This is a genomic window from Micromonospora sp. CP22, assembly GCF_009712475.1.
Lineage (GTDB): Bacteria > Actinomycetota > Actinomycetes > Mycobacteriales > Micromonosporaceae > Micromonospora.
This window is the reverse complement of record NZ_VCJO01000010.1, coordinates 159,885-178,192: the sequence shown is the minus strand read 5'-3', so window position 1 is coordinate 178,192 and position 18,308 is coordinate 159,885. Positions and strand designations below refer to the sequence as shown.

General features: G+C 71.0%; 15 protein-coding genes. 11 read left to right on the top strand and 4 right to left on the bottom strand.

Annotated elements, in window-relative coordinates:
• Positions 1-6: 6 nt before the first annotated feature.
• From FF096_RS18095 to FF096_RS18085, 3 genes are all read right to left on the bottom strand, one after another.
• On the bottom strand, positions 7-1,662 hold the full coding sequence (locus tag FF096_RS18095; RefSeq protein ID WP_196222567.1) for a hypothetical protein: 1,656 nt from the start codon (positions 1,660-1,662) through the stop codon (positions 7-9).
• Between the two features lie 242 nt (positions 1,663-1,904).
• Complete coding sequence (locus FF096_RS18090; RefSeq protein ID WP_309223525.1) at positions 1,905-3,497, bottom strand: FGGY-family carbohydrate kinase; 1,593 nt, start codon at positions 3,495-3,497, stop codon at positions 1,905-1,907.
• 3 nt (positions 3,498-3,500) lie between these two features.
• Entirely contained in the window at positions 3,501-5,798 is a 2,298-nt protein-coding gene (locus FF096_RS18085; RefSeq protein WP_309223524.1) for an aminotransferase class III-fold pyridoxal phosphate-dependent enzyme, read from the bottom strand.
• Positions 5,799-5,942: 144 nt separating this feature from the next.
• Between FF096_RS18085 and FF096_RS18080 the strand changes: the two genes are divergently transcribed.
• Positions 5,943-7,124 carry a helix-turn-helix domain-containing protein gene (locus FF096_RS18080; protein WP_309223523.1) on the top strand — a complete coding sequence of 394 codons (1,182 nt, stop codon included), beginning with the start codon at positions 5,943-5,945 and terminating at the stop codon, positions 7,122-7,124.
• Positions 7,125-7,597: 473 nt separating this feature from the next.
• Positions 7,598-8,578: a glycoside hydrolase family 11 protein gene (locus FF096_RS18075; protein WP_230462708.1), complete on the top strand. Its 981-nt coding sequence runs from the start codon at positions 7,598-7,600 to the stop codon at positions 8,576-8,578.
• A 123-nt stretch (positions 8,579-8,701) separates the two neighbouring features.
• Here FF096_RS18075 and FF096_RS18070 read toward each other — a convergent pair whose 3' ends face one another.
• Entirely contained in the window at positions 8,702-9,106 is a 405-nt protein-coding gene (locus FF096_RS18070) for a DUF6223 family protein (RefSeq protein ID WP_155219868.1), read from the bottom strand.
• A gap of 222 nt (positions 9,107-9,328) precedes the next feature.
• Between FF096_RS18070 and FF096_RS18065 the strand changes: the two genes are divergently transcribed.
• The 9 genes from FF096_RS18065 to FF096_RS18025 all read left to right on the top strand — a co-directional run bounded on the left by FF096_RS18065 (position 9,329) and on the right by FF096_RS18025 (position 18,263).
• Positions 9,329-10,465, top strand: a complete 1,137-nt coding sequence (locus tag FF096_RS18065; RefSeq protein ID WP_155219865.1) for a sensor histidine kinase — start codon at positions 9,329-9,331, stop codon at positions 10,463-10,465.
• Positions 10,462-11,124, top strand: coding sequence for a response regulator transcription factor (locus FF096_RS18060; protein ID WP_155219862.1), 663 nt, complete (start codon positions 10,462-10,464; stop codon positions 11,122-11,124). Before FF096_RS18065 ends, FF096_RS18060 begins: the two co-directional genes overlap by 4 nt.
• A 109-nt stretch (positions 11,125-11,233) precedes the next feature.
• Positions 11,234-12,007 (top strand): (Fe-S)-binding protein, encoded by a 774-nt coding sequence (locus FF096_RS18055; protein ID WP_309223522.1) that lies wholly within the window; start codon positions 11,234-11,236, stop codon positions 12,005-12,007.
• Positions 12,008-12,024: 17 nt separating this feature from the next.
• The gene (locus FF096_RS18050) at positions 12,025-13,431 is read left to right on the top strand and encodes a lactate utilization protein B (protein ID WP_155220052.1); all 1,407 of its coding nucleotides are present in this window, start codon (positions 12,025-12,027) and stop codon (positions 13,429-13,431) included.
• A complete protein-coding gene (locus tag FF096_RS18045; protein WP_155219859.1) occupies positions 13,413-14,027 on the top strand; it encodes an LUD domain-containing protein in 615 nt (204 codons plus the stop codon). The genes FF096_RS18050 and FF096_RS18045 overlap by 19 nt, the downstream gene beginning before the upstream one ends.
• Positions 14,028-14,096: 69 nt before the next feature.
• On the top strand, positions 14,097-14,552 hold the full coding sequence (locus tag FF096_RS18040) for a helix-turn-helix transcriptional regulator (RefSeq protein ID WP_309223520.1): 456 nt from the start codon (positions 14,097-14,099) through the stop codon (positions 14,550-14,552).
• A complete protein-coding gene (locus FF096_RS18035; RefSeq protein ID WP_155219853.1) occupies positions 14,549-14,959 on the top strand; it encodes a VOC family protein in 411 nt (136 codons plus the stop codon). The genes FF096_RS18040 and FF096_RS18035 overlap by 4 nt, the downstream gene beginning before the upstream one ends.
• A complete protein-coding gene (locus FF096_RS18030) occupies positions 14,956-17,334 on the top strand; it encodes an excinuclease ABC subunit UvrA (RefSeq protein ID WP_155219850.1) in 2,379 nt (792 codons plus the stop codon). The genes FF096_RS18035 and FF096_RS18030 overlap by 4 nt, the downstream gene beginning before the upstream one ends.
• 296 nt (positions 17,335-17,630) lie before the next feature.
• On the top strand, positions 17,631-18,263 hold the full coding sequence (locus tag FF096_RS18025) for an HNH endonuclease family protein (RefSeq protein ID WP_309223519.1): 633 nt from the start codon (positions 17,631-17,633) through the stop codon (positions 18,261-18,263).
• The last annotated feature ends 45 nt before the right edge of the window (positions 18,264-18,308 follow it).

The window sequence follows — 18,308 nt, the reverse complement described above, 5'->3', positions numbered from 1 at the left end:
CCCGCCTCAGCCGAGGTGGTACACCAGCGCGCCGTCGACCTCCTCCCGGGTGATGCCGAGGCCGTCGAAGGGTCGGGTGGCGACGCCGTCCCAGGGCGTACCGGCGAGCAGGTGCGGCAGGACCACCACCGACCGGATGCCCGCCTGCCGCAGGAACGCCACGCTGCCCTGGTCGGGGAAGGTCGCGCTGGCCGCGCGGATCTGCTCCTGACTGGTCGGTACGAAGGTGATGTGACCGTTGACGACGCGGGGGAACCCGTCGGTGGACCAGAGCATGATGTGGGCCTCGGTCACCCCGTCGCTGGGCAGGATCAGCATGGGCTCGGCGGCGGAGCGCATCGCCGCCGGGGCGGTCGGCACGTCGGGGTGGGGGGTGCGGTTGACCCCTTCGACCAGCACCAGCAGCAGCGGGATCACCAGCAGGACCCGGCCGACGATCCTCGGCCACCGGAGGCTGGGAAGCTGCCGACCGAACTCGGTGATCGCTCCGGCCGCCAGGATGGCGAGCAGCAGGCTGATCCACACCATGAGCCGCCCCGGGGTGCGCAGCGCCTCCCAGCCGGGGAGCACCCGCGACAGCGTCAGGTATCCCGGGTCGCCCTCGCCGACGAGGTTGCTGCCCAGGCCGAGCGCACCGGTGACCAGCACGCCGAGCCCGAGCACCACCCGGTGGCGGACCCGGAACGCCGAGTAGCTCAGCCCGGCCGCGGCCAGCACGATCAGCGTGACGCCGGGCAGCAGCGCCATCTCCGGTGGCCACGACAACTGGGCGCGGGCGGCCTCGAAGTAGTCGCCCCACAGCCACGAGTCGGCGGGCGCGACGAAGTAGCCGCGCAGCGGCGGGGAGAACATCTGCGTCCAGGCCAGGTCTCGGCGCGCCTGCGGATTCAACTCGACCACCCGCAGGAAGGCGGTCCCCAACCAGACGCACACCACACTGAAGACGACGCCGCCGACCAGGTTGGCCAACACCATCCGGCGGCCCAGGAGCCACCGGCCGGTGCGCCACCGGGTCCACCCCACCGCCACGAGGACCACCAGCACGGTACCGGCCAGGAAGTACACCAGCGGCAGGCCGACGGCGAAACCGAGGGTCAGCTGCCACGCCGCGACCAGCCACCCGGCCACGATCCATCCCGGACGGTGCAGCGCGGGCCGGTGACCCTCGCGCAGGGACCAGCCGTGACCGCGAGCCAGCATCGCCAGGCACAGCGCGATGCCGCCGATGGAGAGGATGTTCAGGTGGCCGCTGTGGGCGAGCCGCCACGGAGCGAAGGCCCAGGCGACGCCCGCCACGGCCGCCGCCGTCCTGATCCCACCCAGCTGGCGCACCAGCGCGTACGCCCCGACGAAGGCGAGCGCGTGGGCCAGGACGTAGAGCAGGTTGTAGCGGAACACCGCCGCTTCCATGCCGTTGCCGAACAATCCGGCCGGCGCGTAGCCGATCAGGTTGTCGGTGTAGGCGAACGTGTACAGCTCCGGAAAGAAGGTGTTGGAGTGCCAGAGGCCGAGCGGGTTGGTGGCCAGGGCGTGCCCGCCCCAGGCGACCTGCCACGCCTGCAACGTGGGATCGCCGATGTCACCCGGAATGGTGGTCCACGGATGCCGCAACGTCGGCCAGGTGAGCACGACGGCCAGCAGCAGACCCGCGAAGCTCGCCATCGTCCACTCGTGACGCAGCAGCCGAGCCGCCTTGGTGAACCACGTTTTCCCGTCGCGCGGCGGAGCTTCCGTTTCCTCTGGTTCCGGACCGGTTTGCGGGTCGGCGGACGGCGTTCCGACAAGACCTCGACGTATCGCCTGCACGTATCCTCCTGCCGATCTCCGTCGCCGACCTCCTAGCCTCGCATCGACAACTGGATAAAAGCCATCGTCGATGGCTACCGAAACTTTCGGGAGCATCGTCAGCTGCGGTTGAGCCGCCGGTACAGCGGGGCGAGCCGGCGGTGCGCCTGCCGGTAGACGCCGAAGATCTCGTCGTAGCGGGCGCGGTGCGCCGGGTCCGGTGCGAAGACCCGGTCGGTACGCATCAGCCCCGGGATGTCGGCGAAGCTGAGCTGCCCGGTGCCGACCGCGCCGATCCAACCCGCGCCCCGGGCGTTGACCGCCAGCGGTCGGGCATCCCGACGGATCTCGACACCGAGCACGTCGGCGAAGATCTGACACCACGAGTCCGACAGCGCCCCGCCGCCGGTGACGGCCATCGAGGTCACCGGCGCGCCGAGGAACCGGTTCACCGCGCCGAGCAGCCAGCGGGTGTTGAACGCGACCCCTTCGAAGACCGCCCGCAACAGGTCCGAGCGGTTGGTGTCGAGGGAGATGTTGAGGAACCCGGCGCGCAGGGTCGCGTCGTCCACCGGCGCGCGTTCACCGTAGAGCCAGGGGGTGTAGAGCACACCGTTCGCGCCCGGCGGCACCGTAGGGATGATCGCGTCGAAGGCGTCGAAGATCGTTCCCTCGTCGCGGCTGAGTCGACCGGCGCCGAGCAACGGATCGTCGTACTCCACGATCTTGTCCCGGAGCCAGGTGAGGTTGGCCCCGGCGGTGGCCTGGAGGGCGGTCATCAGGTAGCGGTCGCCGATGGCGCAGGGCACGGCGGCGATGCCGGCGGTGACGTCGGTCTTCTTCCGGGGCACGTGGGCGGCTATCCAGGAGGAGGTCCCGACGTACAGGTGCGGCTCGTTGTCCCCGGTGGTGCCGGCCCCGATCGCCGCCGCGGTGTTGTCGATCGACCCGGCGACCACCCGCACCGTCGCGGGCAGGCCCAGGTGGGTGGCGGCGGACGGCGTCAGGGTGCCGATCACCTCGGTGCAGGCGACGATGGGCGGCAGCCGGTCCGCGTCGATGCCGCAGTCGGCGACCAGCGCGGGGGAGTAGCGGATGTCGCCGGGCCGCCGGTTGTCGGTCACCCACGAGGTCAGGATCGAGTCGACGGTGGCCACCGTACGTCCGGTGAGCCTCAGGTTGATCCAGTCGAGCACGTTGAGGAACGTCGCGGTCCGCGCGTACACCTGCGGCCGGGTGTCGCGGACGAACAGCATGTGAGCGGCGGGGTCCTTGCCGGTGGGGGAGGGCATTCCGCCGGTCAGCCGCAGCCACCGGGCGATCCGGCGCACCGACATCCCCTGGTACGCGGGAAAGCCGCCGAACTGCCGTCGCAGGTGCGGCGCGCCGCGCATGTCGAGCCAGCTGATGCACGGGGTCAGCGGCGCGCCGTCGCGGTCCACCGCGATCGTCCCCTCACCCTGGGTGGAGGCGCAGACCGTGGTCACCGCCCGCATCTGGTCGGGGTGGTCCCGACCCAGGTCGGCGGCGACCTCCCCGAGCGCCGCCCACCAGTCGAGCGGGTCCTGTTCGGCGCCGCCGCCGGGCAGCACCCGCAGTGGGACCGGCCGCTCGGCCCAGCCGGTGACCGTGCCGTCGGCGGCGACCAGCGCGGCCTTCAGCGCCGAGGTGCCCAGGTCGATCGCGAAGACCTGCGGCGGGCTGGCGGCCACCGCTCAGACCCCCTCGACCAGCGCGAAGACCTGGTCGAATCGGCTGAGGGCGTCGTCGATGACCTCGTCGGTGTCGGCCATCGACGTGTACATCCGCGAGCCGGCCAGGGTGATCACACCGTGTGCGGTGTAGGCGGCACCCATCTGCTCCATCAGCCGCTTGCGGGCCTTGTTCTCCCGGAGCAGCTTCACCGGGTTGCGCATGTCCAACAACATCACGCCGCTGCACTCCAGGTGCACGATGGAGCCCTGGTTGTACGCCACGTACGGCAACCCGTAGGAGTCGATCAGTCGTTGCAGGCCCCGGGTCAGCCGGTCACCGGCCCGGCCGGCGATCACCGGGGCGTTGGTGCGGGCCATCTCCTCGATGGCGAAGTAGCCGGCCGCGCAGGACAGCGGGTTGGCCGACAGCGTGCCGCCGACCTGGATGTGCGCCCCGCTCCTACCGTCCAACCCGGATCCGAAGACCGCCATCACGTCGGCCCGCCCGCCGACACCACCGGCCATCGGGTAGCCGCCGGAGACGGCCTTGCCCAGCACGGTCAGGTCGGGGGTGACACCGAAGTAGCCGGCGGCGCCGCCGAGCCCGAGCCGGAATCCGGTGACCACCTCGTCGAAGATCAGCAGCGCGCCGAACTCGTCGCACAGCTCGCGGACACGGGCGTTGAAGTCCCGTGGCGCGGGCCGGGTGCCGGACTCCGGGCCGACCGGTTCGACCACCACCGCGGCGGTGCCGCCGCGCAGCCGGTTCTCGATCAGCTTGCGCTTGAGCTGCCCGAGGTCGTGCGGGAAGGCTTCCCGGGTGCGGGCCGTCGCCCCGAACGGGATGCCCTTGGCGTTCATCCGGTAGGTGCCCGGCACCCGCAGCCCGTAGACCATCGTGTCGGACCAGCCGTGATAGGCGCCGCCGACCTTGATCACCATCTTCTTGCCGGTGAAGGCGCGGGCGCCGCGGACGGCGGCCATCACCGCCTCGGTGCCCGAGCCCAGCGACCGGTACATCTCCACGTGCGGCATGAACCGGTGGATGATCTCGGCGAGTTTGAGTTCGTACTCGTGGAACAGGCCGGTCACCGGGCCGCAGTCGCGGATCACCTCGGCGACCCGCTCGTTGACCGGGCCGTAGTTGCTGCCCAGGATCGTCGGCCCGCCGGCCTGGAGGAAGTCGATGTAGGTGTTGCCGTCCCGGTCCACCAGGTACGCGCCGTCGGCCCGGTCGATGGCCAGCGGGAACGGGTGGTTGAACGCCAGGTTGTGCTGCACCCCGCCGGGGATCCGACGCTTGGCCCGGTCGGTGATCTCCTTGCTGGCCCGGCACTTGGTGTCGAAGTAGTTCAACACGTCGAGCATCGCGTCGTGGCGCAGTCCGCGTACCGGTTGGGCGGTCAGCGCCTTGAGTCGACGCATCACGTCGTCCACGTCGGGGTACGCGCTGATCGCGTACCCGAGCCGGGCCGACTCCGCGCCCGGCGTGCCGCCGGCCCCGTCCGACACCGTCCCGGTCGTTTCGGTCGGGGCCGCCGGGGTGCCCGCCGCCCGGTCGGCGGCGATCTCGGCGGCGACCGCGTCGGCGCTGGGCAGTTCCTCGTCGGCGGGTACCCGCACCGGCTCGACCGCCTCGGTGAGCTGGGCGGCGATCCGCTTCTCGTCGGCTCGCAGCTTGCTGAAGGCGATCTCCCGGATCGTGGTCGGGATGGTGTGGACCTTGCCCGCCTCGCTGGTCAGCGCCAGCAGATAGGCGATGGACACCTTCTCCAGCAGGGCCATGTTGAACACCGCCCGGTCGGGGTCGGTGCCGACGGCGACCACCCCGTGGTTGGCGATGATGAAGGCGTTGTCCCCGCTGGCCACCTTCTTCTGCACGTTGCGGGCCAGGAACCCGGTGCCCGACGGGGCGTAGTCGATGATGGCCACCTGGCGGCCCAGGAAGCGCACCTGCTCGTCGGTGAGCGCCGGGATCGGCTTGCGCAGGAAGGCCAGCGCCGAGGCGTACGGCTGGTGGGTGTGCACGATCGCGTTGACGTCCGGCCGCTCCCGGTAGATGTTGGCGTGCATCCCGCACTCGATGGACGGCTTCAGCCCGACACCGGAGTCGTCGGGCACGTGCCGGCCGTCGAAGTCCACGAGGCAGACGTCCTCGACGCGCATCCGGTCGTAGTCGTAGTTGCTCGGAGTGACCGCGTACAGCCGGTGACCGGGCACCCGGACCGAGACGTTGCCCTCGGTGGCCTTGAGGTAGCCCCGGGCGAGCATGGTGCGGCACATGTCGACGACGTGCTGGCGGGACAGGCGGTGCTGCACGGCGGTCTCCTCCGTCGGGTCGCCGGCCGCCAGGCGGTGCGCGGCCGGTCGGGTTCATCGTCGCGTGGGCGTCCCGATCGGGACACCGTCCCACCGGCAGCGAGAATGTCCACCCCTCTTATCCCGGCGTGACAAAATCGTCGGGTGAGCGCGCCCGTCTCCACGACGCCGTGGCGACACCTGCCCGCCGATCTGGCCGCCGCGATGCGCCCGCACCTGCCGGCCACCGTCGCCGCCGTGGCGGCCGCCGTCACCGAGGCCACCCCCGCCTTCGCCGACATCGCCGACGACAAGTTCGCCCGGGACGTACGCACTGCGGTGCAGGTGGCGCTCGACCGCTTCCTCGACCTGGTCGGCACCGGGGAACCGGCGCTGCCGCCCCGGGTCCGGGAGGTCTTCGTCGGATTGGGCGCCGCCGAGGCACGCGAGGACCGGGGGCCGGAGGCACTGCTGACCGCGCTGCGGACGGCGGCCCGGCTGTTGCTGCGTACGGCGTCGCAGTCACTGGCCCGGCTGCGCCCGCTCGATCCGGAGGAGTTGATCGACCTCTCCGACGCGGTCAGCGCGTACGTCGCCGAACTGGCGGCGGCGAGCACCGACGGGTACGCGCTGCAACTGCGTGAGCAGGCCGGGGAGGTCGACCGGCGGCGCCAACTGGCCGAACTGCTGCTGCGTGGCGACGGCATGCCCAGCGCCGTCGAGTCCGCGGCGGCCCGGATCGGTTGGCCCGACCTGGACGCGGTGGTGCCCGTGCTGCTGCCCCTGGACCAGGCCCGCGACGTGCGGTTCCGGTACGGCCCGGACGGGCTGGTCGTCGAACGTGGACGCGACGCCGTGCTGCTGCTGCGCTCCGGCCCCCGGGCGGCGCGGGTCGCCCTGACCGAGGCGCTGGCCGGGCGGCGGGCGGTGGTCGGCCCGGAACTGGGCTGGCCCCAGGTGCCGGCGGCCGTCCGGCTCGCCGAGTTGACCGCCGGACTGGTCGGCCCCCGCGCCGCCCCGGTCTTCGTCGACGACCACCTGGTCACGTTGACCCTACGCGGTGAGCAACGGGCGTTGGCGGTGCTCACCGCCCGCCGCCTCGCACCGCTGGCGCGGCTGCGCCCGGCCCAGCGGGAGAACCTGCTGGCGACGCTCCACGCCTGGCTGCGGCACTGGGGGTCGCGTGCCGAGGTCGCCACCGAGTTGTTCGTCCATCCGCAGACGGTCAGCTACCGCCTCAAGCGGCTGCGCGAGTTGTACGGTGCCGACCTGGACGACCCGGCGGCCCGCTTCGAGCTCCTGGTGGTGCTGACCAACCAGCTCACCGTCGACGCTGGACGCGGCTAGGTTTCACGGGCAGTAGGCGATCGAGGTCGGCGAGTATCCGGAAGGTATCTGGAACTTTCGCTGGACAGCTGCCCTGACCTGGCGCAGGGCGTCGTGACGGTGACCTGGGGCGACCCGCCACCGTGGTCTTACCGGCCAACGTCAACGTATTCCTTCGCCTCGACGGTGGTCAAGGCCAGGTTTCGGGAGTATTTCCGGAAGTTGTTGACGGTTCGGTGGACCCGTGCCAATACTGTTGGCCATCGACGCATCCAGAGATGAACGTCGATGACCGCTACCTGCTCCGCCGGTCATCCGCGAGACGACCGACGCAACACCACCACCCGGTACGACGTCGACAGTCGACGGTGGCTGCCCAGCCACCGGGGCGGCCGATGCGTAGCGCACTGCTGGCCGTCGGCCAGCCGTCATGAGGAGGAAGCATGAACAACGTCCCCGGCCCACCACGAAGTCGCCGCCGCGGCCGAGTCAGGATGCTGGCTGCCGCTGCCTTCGCCGCCGTGCTGGCCACCACCGCTATCGTGGCCAGCCCGGCTCAGGCTGAGGCTGACCGTCAGGTCTGTTCGAACACGGAGGGGAACCACAACGGGTTCTTCTTCTCGTTCTGGAAGGACAGCGGCGACGCCTGCATGGTGTTGCGCGAGAACGGTCGTTACAGCAGCTCGTGGAGCAGGAGCACGAACAACTGGGTCGGCGGCAAGGGCTGGAACCCTGGCACGCGCCGTACGATCAGCTACTCGGGTACCTACAACCCGGGTAACAACAACAGCTACCTCGCGCTGTACGGCTGGACCCGTAACCCGCTGGTCGAGTACTACATCGTCGAGAACTTCGGTAGCTACAACCCGAGCAGTGGCGCGACCCGGCTGGGCAGCGTGACCACTGATGGTGGCACCTACGACATTCTGCGTAGCCAGCGGGTGAACCAGCCGTCGATCGACGGTACCGCGACGTTCTACCAGTACTGGAGCGTGCGGCAGCAGAAGCGCAGCAGTGGCACGATCACCACGGCGAACCACTTCGACGCGTGGGCCCGGGTCGGGTTGAACCTGGGTAACCACTACTACCAGATCATGGCGACCGAGGGTTACCAGAGCCAGGGCAGCTCGGACATCACCCTGCGCGAGGGCGGCAGCTCCGACCCCGGCCCGACCGACCCGGGCAACCCCACCACCCCGCCGCCCGGCAACGGTGGCTGCTCGGTCAGCGTGAACCGCGCCGAGGACTGGAACGACCGGTTCAACACGACCTTCTCGGTCAGCGGCAGCAACAACTGGACCGTCACCATCCGCACCAACGGTGGCCAGAGCCTGCAGAACAGCTGGAACGCCACGATCAGCGGCAACAGCGGCACGCTCACCGCCCGGCCGAACGGAAACGGCAACAACTTCGGCATCACGCTCTACAAGAACGGCAACAACACCACACCGACGGCAACCTGTTCCGCCGGCTGATCTGGTGAACACAGCGGTGGGGTGCCGGCTCGGGCCGGTGCCCCACCACCATCGCGACACGGTGACGGGCCGGTTCCCTCGCGGGCCGGCCCGTCACCGTGCGGCGAGTCGAGCCGGGCTCGCTCAGCCGCCGCGTCGTGCGCGCCCCAGCACGAGGCCACCGACGACCACGGCGATCAACCCCAGCACCAGCGCCACGTAACCGCCACCCCGGCCGTTGCCGGTGCCTATGCCGCTGTCCGAGGTGACCACGACCAGACCGCCGAGCGCCAGGCCGACCGCCCCCGCGGCGAGGGCGACCATGCCGCGTCGCGCCGCGCCGGTGCGGGCACGGGCGAGTGCCGACCCGCCGATGACCACACCCGCGAGCGCGATCAGGGCGGCCACCGATGATCCGACCCGACCGGCGCTCATGGCCTCGGCGGCGATTGGGTAGGTGGTGATCCGGTCGGCCACCGGTACGGCGAGTCCGACCGCACCGGACGGTGCGGCCAGGGCGGCGTCGAGCACGAGCCGGACGAGCGTCATGGTGTCTCCTCTGTGGTCACGTCGGCTGGTGAGAGGTCTCCGATCCTGCTCGCGGGCGCACCGATGGTCATCCGGCCCACGTAGGCACTTTCTGCTGCCGCGCCCGGCGCGCCCGGCTACCGCGTGCGTGGTGGCCGCCGCCGCGCTACCGCGTACGTGGTAGGTGCCCAGTCGTCCGTGCGCATGAGTCACCGGTCGGGGTTTGCCGGTTAGGGTGCGCGCATGGGTGAGCGGTGCGGGCGGATTCTGCGGCTTGCGGCGGTCCGGGACTGGGTGATCGCCGTCGGCGTGACGGCGGTGCTGCTCGTCGCCGGGCTGTCCGCGGCGCCGCCCACCACGGCGGTCGGCCTGTTCGGTTACGCCTGTGTGGTCACCGGCGGCCTGGCGTTAGTCGCCCGCCGACGGGCTCCGGTGGCGGTGCTGGTCGTCACCGGCGTGTGCGCGGTGGGTTACCAGGCAGCCGGCATCGAGGTGCCCGCTGTGGCGTTCCTGTTCGCGGTGTACGCGGCCGTCCGCGCGGGGCACCGCGCGGTCACCGTCGTGGCGGCTGTCGCGATGCTGGTCTCCCTTCCGCTCGCCGCCCTGGCCCTACCGCCGACGCCGCCGGTCGGCGAGGCGCTCGCCCAGGCCCGCGACGCGCTCGAAGTGGCCTGGCTGGTCGCCGCCGGTGCCGCCGGTGAGGCGTTACGGCAGGCTGAGCGACGCGCGGAGGAGGCCGAGCGCACCCGCGAGGAGACGGCGCTGCGCCGCGCCGACGAGGAGCGGCTGCGCATCGCCCGGGAACTGCACGACTCCCTCACCCACCAGATCTCGATCATCAAGGTGCAGGCCGAGGTCGCGGTGCACCTGGCCGGCAGACGCGGTGAGCCGGTGCCGGAGGCGCTGGTGGCCATCCGGGAGGCCAGCCGTGCGGCGACCCGGGAACTGCGCGCGACCCTGGAGGCGCTGCGCGCCGACGGGACCACCACCTCGCCCGGGCTCGACCAGCTTCCGGACCTGGTGCGGCGGGCCCGGCTGGCCGGTGTGGACGCGACGTTGACCATCGACGGACAACGCCCCGACGTGCCGGACGCCGTGCACCTCGCCGCCTACCGCATCGTGCAGGAGGCGCTGACCAACATCACCCGACACGCCTCCACCGCCTCGGCGTCGGTGCGGATCGACTACCGGCCGGATGCCGTCGCGATCCGGGTCGACGACGACGGCGAGGCCGTGCCGGGCGGCTCGACCGCACCCGGCGTCGGGCTGCTCGGCATGCGGGAACGGGTCGCCGCCCTCGGGGGCCTGTTGCGCGCCGAGGCCCGCGACGGGGGCGGGTTCACCGTGCACGCCGAGCTTCCGGTGGGGGCGACGCCATGATCCGCGTGCTGCTGGTCGACGACCAACCGCTGCTGCGCAGCGGATTCCGCGCGTTGCTCGACATCGAGGACGACATCGAGGTGGTGGCCGAGGCCGCCGACGGCCAGCAGGCGCTGGCCCTGGCCCGGGAACACCTGCCCGACATCGCGTTGGTCGACATCCAGATGCCGGTCATGGACGGCATCGAGACGACCCGGCGCATCGCTGCGGATCCCGCGCTGTCCGGCGTACACGTGGTCATCCTGACCAACTACGGCCTCGACGAGCACGTGTTCCACGCGTTGCGTGCCGGTGCCGCCGGCTTCCTCGTCAAGGACATCGAACCGGCGGATCTCGTGCACGCCGTGCGGGTGGCCGCGCGCGGCGACGCCCTGCTCGCACCGTCGATCACCCGCAAGCTGATCGACCGGTACGTCACCGAGCCACCGCGGACGCCGGCCGGCGCGCGGCTGAAGGAGTTGACCAACCGGGAGCGGGAGACGGTCGCCCTTCTCGCGCAGGGCCTGTCCAACGACCAGATCGCCGAACGCCTGGTGATCAGCCCGCTGACCGCGAAGACCCACATCAACCGGGCGATGACGAAACTCCAGGTCCGTGACCGAGCACAGCTCGTGGTCATCGCGTACGAGTCCGGCCTGGTGACGGCGCGCGGTCGGTGACCTCGGCGGCCCGGTCCGGTGGTGTCGCGGCCTGCGGTACGGCAGACTCAGCGGATCCTGCGCCACCGGCCCGACGGTGGTTCCGTGACGGTGTCGACGGAGGGTTGACGTGCGGATCGCGTTGTTCGTGACGTGCCTGGCGGACACCCTGTTTCCCGAGGCGGCGAAGGCGACGGTGCGGTTGCTGGAGCGGTTGGGGCACGAGGTGGCGTTCCCGCCGGGGCAGACGTGCTGTGGGCAGATGCATGTCAACACCGGTTACCAGGCGCAGGCGCTGCCGCTGGTACGCCGACACACCCGGGTCTTCGACCCGTACGACGTGATCGTGGCCCCCTCGGGATCGTGCGTCGGGTCGGTCCGCCACCAGCACGCGACGGTGGCGCGGCGCGCCGGTGACGTCCGGTTGGCCGCGCGGGCGGAGTCGGTGGCGGGGCGGACGTACGAGCTGTCCGAGTTGCTGGTGGACGTGCTCGGGGTAACCGACGTCGGCGCGTACTTCCCGCATCGGGTGACCTACCATCCGACCTGTCACTCGCTGCGCATGCTGCGGGTGGCCGACCGGCCGCTGCGGTTGCTGCGCGAGGTGCGTGGGCTGGATCTGGTGGAGTTGCCGGCGGCGGAGCAGTGCTGCGGGTTCGGGGGGACGTTCGCGGTGAAGAACGCGGACACGTCGACGGCGATGCTGGCGGACAAGATGCGTCACGTGCTCTCCACCGGCGCGGAGGTCTGCACGGCGGGTGACTCGTCGTGCCTGATGCACATCGGTGGTGGGTTGTCCCGGCTGCACAGCGGAGTCCGGACGGTGCATCTGGCGGAGATCCTGGCCTCGACCGAGCGGGACGACACCATGGGTGAGCGGGCAGAGCTGGTGGTGCGGTCGTGACGCGGACCTTCCTCGGCATGCCGACCGCGCCGACCGGCGTCGGGCACCTGCGGGGCGCGGAGCCCTTCCCGGTCGCCGCCCGACGGGCGCTGGCCGATGCGCAGTTGCGCCGCAACCTCGGGCACGCCACCGCGACGATCCGGGCGAAGTCGGCCGCGGTGATCGACGAGGTGCCGGACTGGGAGCGGTTGCGGGCGGCCGGGTCGGCGATCAAGACCGACGTCATGGCCCGGCTACCGGAGCTGCTGGAACAGCTTGAGCAGCGGGTGACGCAGGCCGGTGGAGTGGTGCACTGGGCCGCCGACGCCCACGAGGCGAACGCGATCGTCGTCGACCTGGTGCGCGACACCGGCAGCGACCGGGTGATCAAGGTCAAGTCGATGGCGACGCAGGAGATCGGCCTCAACGAGGCCCTCGAAGCGGCCGGCATCGCGCCGGTGGAGACCGACCTCGCCGAGCTCATCGTGCAGCTGGGCGACGACCGGCCGAGTCACATCCTGGTGCCGGCGATCCACCGCAACCGGGCCGAGATCCGCCAGATCTTCCTGCGCGCGATGCCGGGCGTGGACCCGGCGTTGACCGACGAACCGGCAGACCTCGCGGCGGCGGCGCGTCGCTTTCTGCGGCAGACGTTCCTGTCCACGCCGGTGGCGGTCTCCGGGGCGAACTTCGCCGTCGCGGAGACCGGCACGCTGGCGGTGGTGGAGTCCGAGGGCAACGGTCGGATGTGCCTGACGCTGCCGCGTACGTTGATCACCGTGATGGGTGTGGAGAAGGTGGTGCCGACCTGGCGGGACCTGGAGGTGTTCCTGCAACTGCTGCCCCGGGCCTCGACCGGGGAGCGGATGAACCCGTACACCTCGATGTGGACCGGGGTCACCCCGGGCGACGGGCCGCAGGCGTTTCACCTGGTGCTGCTGGACAACGGACGCAGCGCGGTGCTCGCCGACGAGGTGGGCCGGCAGGCGTTGCACTGCATCCGCTGCTCGGCGTGCCTGAACGTGTGCCCGGTCTACGAGCGCACCGGCGGGCACGCGTACGGGTCGGTGTATCCGGGACCGATCGGCGCGGTGCTGTCCCCGCAGCTGACCGGGGTGGCCGACAACGCCTCGTTGCCGTACGCCTCGTCGCTCTGCGGGGCCTGCTACGACGCCTGCCCGGTGAAGATCAACATTCCGGAGCTGCTGGTGCACCTGCGCGACCGGGCGCCGCATCCGCACGCGGAGTCGGCCGTGATGGCCGCCGCCGCGTACGCCATGGACCGCCCGGCACTGTTCGCGGCGGCGCAGCGCGCGACGCGGCTGAGCCGGCTCGCCGGACGGCGCGGCCGTGGTCTGCCGCCGCCGCTGTCCGGCTGGACCGACGGCCGTGACCTGTCCGATCCGCCGCCGCAGACCTTCCGCGATTGGTGGGCGAACCGGTGACCGCCCGGGAGACGGTCCTCGCCCGGCTCCGCGCCGCGCTCGGCCCCGCCGCACCGGCGCTGACCGAGGTGCCACGCGACTACCGGCGCGACGGCGTGGTCGACATCGAGCGGCTGGTCGACCGGCTGACCGACTACCGCGCCCAGGTGCACCGGGTCGCCGCCACGGCCGTCGCCGACACCATCGCCGGCATCCTGCCCGCTGCGGCGATCGTCGTCGTTCCGCCGGGGCTACCGTCTGCCTGGCTGCCGTCGACCGTGACCGTCCTACCCGACGACGATCTGGACAACGCTCGGATCGCCGCCGCCGCCGCCGTGGTCACCGCCGCCGCCGTCGCCATCGCCGACACCGGCACGGTCGTGCTCGACGGCTCGCCCGACCAGGGCCGTCGCGTGCTCAGTCTCCTGCCGGACCGGCACGTCTGCGTGGTCCGCACCGCCCAGGTGGTCGCCGACGTGCCCCAGGCCCTGGCCCGCCTCACCCCGCACCGGCCATTGACCTGGATCAGCGGCCCGTCGGCCACCAGCGACATCGAACTCGACCGGGTCGAGGGCGTACACGGCCCCCGCACCCTGCACGTCATCCTGCTGCCCTGACCGGTCGGCGGGCGCGCGGCGGACCGGCGAGGTCACGACATGTCGGACCGGCGTGGCAGGATCGTGCGGGTGACCAGCAGATCCACCGAACAGCGACTGGACGATCTCGCGCGGCTGCGCCGCGTGCGGGACCGCATCGACCGGGAGTACGCGCAGCCGCTGGACGTGGAGGCGCTCGCCCGTGGGGTCAACATGTCGGCCGGGCACCTCAGCCGCCAGTTCCGGCTGGCCTACGGTGAGTCCCCGTACGGCTACCTGATGACCCGGCGCATCGAACGCGCCATGGCGTTGCTGCGCCGGGGTGACCTCAGCGTCACCGATGTCTGTTTCGCGGTCGGCTGCTCGTCGCTGGGCACGTTCAGCACCCGCTTCACCGAGCTGGTCGGGGTGCCGCCCAGCGTCTACCGCCGGGACGCGGCGCGCGCCACGAGAGGGCTCCCGTCCTGCGTGGTGAAACAGGTGACCAGACCGATCAGGAATCGAGAAGCAGTGCCGATGCGTCCCTGGTTAGCGTGGCCGTCATGAACCTCACCATTCACGCCAGCTTCCTGCCGCACACCGACCCGGACGTCTCCCTGGCCTTCTACCGGGATCTCCTCGGTTTCGAGGTCCGCAACGACGTCGGCTTCCAGGGCATGCGCTGGATCACCGTCGGACCGCCCGGTCAGCCCGACACCTCCGTCGTGCTGCATCCACCGGCGGCCGACCCCGGCGTGACCGACGAGGAGCGCCGCACCATCACCGAGATGATGGCGAAGGGCACCTACGCCTCGATCGTGCTGGCCACGCCCGACGTCGACGGTGTCTTCGAGCGGCTCCAGGCCGCCGACATCGACATCGTGCAGGAGCCGACCGACCAGCCGTACGGGGTTCGTGACTGCGCCGTCCGCGATGCCGCCGGCAACATGATTCGTATTCAGGGAGTGCGATGAGCTTGGACAACCAGTCGTCGGCGCGGCACGCCGCGGACAGTCACGATCTGATCCGGGTGCAGGGCGCCCGCGAGAACAACCTCAAGGACGTCACCGTCGAGCTGCCGAAGCGTCGGCTGACCGTGTTCACCGGGGTCTCCGGCTCCGGTAAGAGCTCGCTGGTGTTCAGCACCATCGCGGCCGAGTCACAGCGGCTGATCAACGAGACGTACAGCGCGTTCATCCAGGGTTTCATGCCCACGCTGGGGCGGCCGGAGGTCGACCTCCTCGACGGGCTGACCACCGCGATCATCGTCGACCAGGAGCGGATGGCGGCGAACCCGCGGTCCACCGTCGGCACCGCCACCGACGCCAACGCCATGCTGCGGATCCTGTTCAGCCGGCTCGGCCAGCCGCACATCGGCTCCCCCCAGGCGTTCTCCTTCAACGTCGCCTCGATCAGCGGCGCCGGTGCGGTGACCATCGAACGGGGCGGCACCACGACGAAGGAACGGCGCAGCTTCAGCATCACCGGTGGCATGTGCCCGCGTTGCGAGGGTACCGGCCGGGTGACCGACATCGACCTGACCGCGTTGTACGACGACAGCAAGTCGCTCAACGAGAGCGCGCTCACGGTGCCCGGTTACAGCATGGAAGGTTGGTACGGCCGGATCTACCGTGGCTGCGGCTTCTTCGACCCGGACAAGCCGATCCGCGAGTACACCAAGCGGGAGCTGCACGACCTGCTCCACAAGGAGCCGACCAAGATCAAGATCGACGGGACGAACCTGACCTACACCGGGCTGATCCCGCAGATCCAGAAGTCGTTCCTGTCCAAGGACGTCGAGGCGATGCAGCCGCACATCCGCGCCTTCGTGGAGCGGGCGGTGACCTTCACCGTCTGCCCCGAGTGCGACGGCACCCGGCTGAGTGCGGCGGCCCGCTCGTCGAAGATCAACGGCATCAGCATCGCCGACGCCTGCGCGATGCAGATCAGCGATCTGGCCGAGTGGGTGCGCGGGCTGCGTGAGCCCTCGGTGGCGCCACTGTTGGCCTCGTTGCAGCACACCCTCGACTCCTTCGTCGAGATCGGGCTCGGCTACCTCAGCCTGGACCGGCCGTCCGGGACGCTCTCCGGCGGCGAGGCGCAACGCACCAAGATGATCCGCCACCTCGGCTCGTCGCTGACCGACGTCACCTACGTCTTCGACGAGCCCACCATCGGGCTGCACCCGCACGACATCCAGCAGATGAACCGCCTGCTGCTGCGGCTGCGGGACAAGGGCAACACCGTGCTCGTCGTGGAGCACAAGCCGGAGACGATCGCCATCGCCGACCACGTCGTCGACCTCGGTCCCGGGGCCGGCACGGCGGGTGGCACCGTCTGTTTCGAGGGCACCGTCGAAGGGCTGCGGGCCAGCGGCACCCTCACCGGCCGGCACCTCGACGACCGGGCCACCCTCAAGAAGTCGGTGCGTACGCCCACCGGACACCTGCCGATCAGGAAGGCGTCGACGCACAACCTGCGCGACGTCGACGTCGACATTCCACTCGGGGTGCTCGTCGTGGTCACCGGCGTCGCCGGTTCGGGCAAGAGTTCCCTGGTGCACGGGTCGATCCCGTCGGACGCCGGGGTGGTGGCGATCGACCAGGGCGCGATCCGTGGCTCGCGGCGGAGCAACCCGGCGACGTACACCGGGCTGCTCGACCCGATCCGTAAGGCGTTCGCGAAGGCCAACGGTGTGAAGCCCGCGCTGTTCAGCGCCAACTCCGAGGGGGCGTGCCCCACCTGCAACGGCGCCGGCGTCATCTACACCGACCTGGCGATGATGGCCGGGGTGGCCACGGTGTGCGAGGAGTGCGAGGGCAAGCGGTTCCAGGCATCCGTGCTGGAGTACCACTTCGGCGGCCGGAACATCGCCGAGGTGCTCGCGATGCCGGTCGGCGAGGCGGCGGAGTTCTTCGCCTCCGGCGAGGCCCGTACCCCCGCCGCGCACCGCATCCTCCACCGGCTCTCCGAGGTCGGGCTCGGCTACCTCAGCCTCGGCCAGCCGCTCACCACCCTCTCCGGTGGCGAGCGGCAGCGGCTCAAGCTGGCCACCCACATGGGCGAGCAGGGCGGGATCTACGTGCTCGACGAGCCGACCACCGGGTTGCACCTCGCCGACGTCGAGCACCTGCTCGGCCTGCTCGACCGGCTGGTCGACGCGGGCAAGTCGGTCATCGTGATCGAGCACCACCAGGCGGTCATGGCACACGCCGACTGGATCATCGACCTGGGGTCGGGCGCCGGCCACGACGGCGGCCGGATCGTCTTCGAGGGCACTCCGGCCGATCTCGTCGCCGCCCGGTCCACCCTCACCGGCGAGCACCTCGCCGCGTACGTGGGCGCCTGAGTAGGTCGCCGCCGCCGACGGTGCGGACCGTCGGCGGCGGCTCGACGACTCCGGCGGCGGTGGGTACACCTCCTCGACCCCGCCCGCCGCCGTCGTGACACCAGCGGGCGGGCGGTGAACCCGGCGCCACCCGCGCCACGGCCGTGCGTCGGAGGGGCCGTCACGTGACTTTCACCGGGCTTTCGGCGCGACGACATCTATTGATCGCGATGTTTGCGAGAATGCCCGTGTCCCTGCCGCGCCCCCAAGTCGGGTTCCCCCACCCGCCGTGGCAGGAGACAGTCAGGAGTCGCCCCGTGGCTCACCTACGCAAGGTCGCCATCGTCTCGGTGATCGCCGTCGTCCTGTCCGTCGTACTCGTCCCGCCGGCGGCACACGCCACGCCGCCCAACATCCCCTCGTACAGCACTGCGGTGAGTCGGCTGAACTCGCTCACCGTCGCGGCCGAGTCCCACCAGTCCAGCTATCGTCGGGACCTGTTCCCGCACTGGATCACCATCACCGGCACCTGCAACACCCGGGAGCAGGTGCTCAAGCGCGACGGCAGCAACGTCGTCGTCGGCTCCAACTGTTCTCCGACGTCCGGGTCCTGGTACAGCCCGTACGACGGGGTGACCCGGACGAACGCGTCCGACATCTCCATCGACCACGTGGTGCCGCTCGCCGAGGCGTGGCGGTCCGGAGCGTGGGCCTGGACCACGGCGCGGCGTCAGACGTACGCCAACGACCTGGGTGGCCCGGAACTGTGGGCGGTGACCGGCAGCATCAACTCGTCCAAGGGGGACAAGGACCCGGCTGCCTGGAAGCCGCCGCGCACCGCCTTCCACTGCACCTACGCGCGGGCCTGGATCCAGGTGAAGTGGTACTACGGCCTGACCGTCGACAGCGCCGAGAAGTCCGCGTTGAACAGCATGTTGAACACCTGCTGACCTGCGGTTATATCCGATGATCGGGGGCGTGACGTCGACGACGTC

What these genes read in the sequence shown, in the direction of transcription:
- FF096_RS18095 (WP_196222567.1), bottom strand. Translation starts at nt 1,662, where the DNA reads ATGGCGAGCTTCGCGGGTCTGCTGCTGGCCGTCGTGCTCACCTGGCCG.
- FF096_RS18075 (WP_230462708.1), top strand. Translation starts at nt 7,598, where the DNA reads ATGCTGGCTGCCGCTGCCTTCGCCGCCGTGCTGGCCACCACCGCTATC.
- FF096_RS18070 (WP_155219868.1), bottom strand. Translation starts at nt 9,106, where the DNA reads ATGACGCTCGTCCGGCTCGTGCTCGACGCCGCCCTGGCCGCACCGTCC.
- FF096_RS18065 (WP_155219865.1), top strand. Translation starts at nt 9,329, where the DNA reads ATGGGTGAGCGGTGCGGGCGGATTCTGCGGCTTGCGGCGGTCCGGGAC.
- FF096_RS18060 (WP_155219862.1), top strand. Translation starts at nt 10,462, where the DNA reads ATGATCCGCGTGCTGCTGGTCGACGACCAACCGCTGCTGCGCAGCGGA.
- FF096_RS18050 (WP_155220052.1), top strand. Translation starts at nt 12,025, where the DNA reads ATGCCGACCGCGCCGACCGGCGTCGGGCACCTGCGGGGCGCGGAGCCC.
- FF096_RS18035 (WP_155219853.1), top strand. Translation starts at nt 14,549, where the DNA reads ATGAACCTCACCATTCACGCCAGCTTCCTGCCGCACACCGACCCGGAC.
- FF096_RS18030 (WP_155219850.1), top strand. Translation starts at nt 14,956, where the DNA reads ATGAGCTTGGACAACCAGTCGTCGGCGCGGCACGCCGCGGACAGTCAC.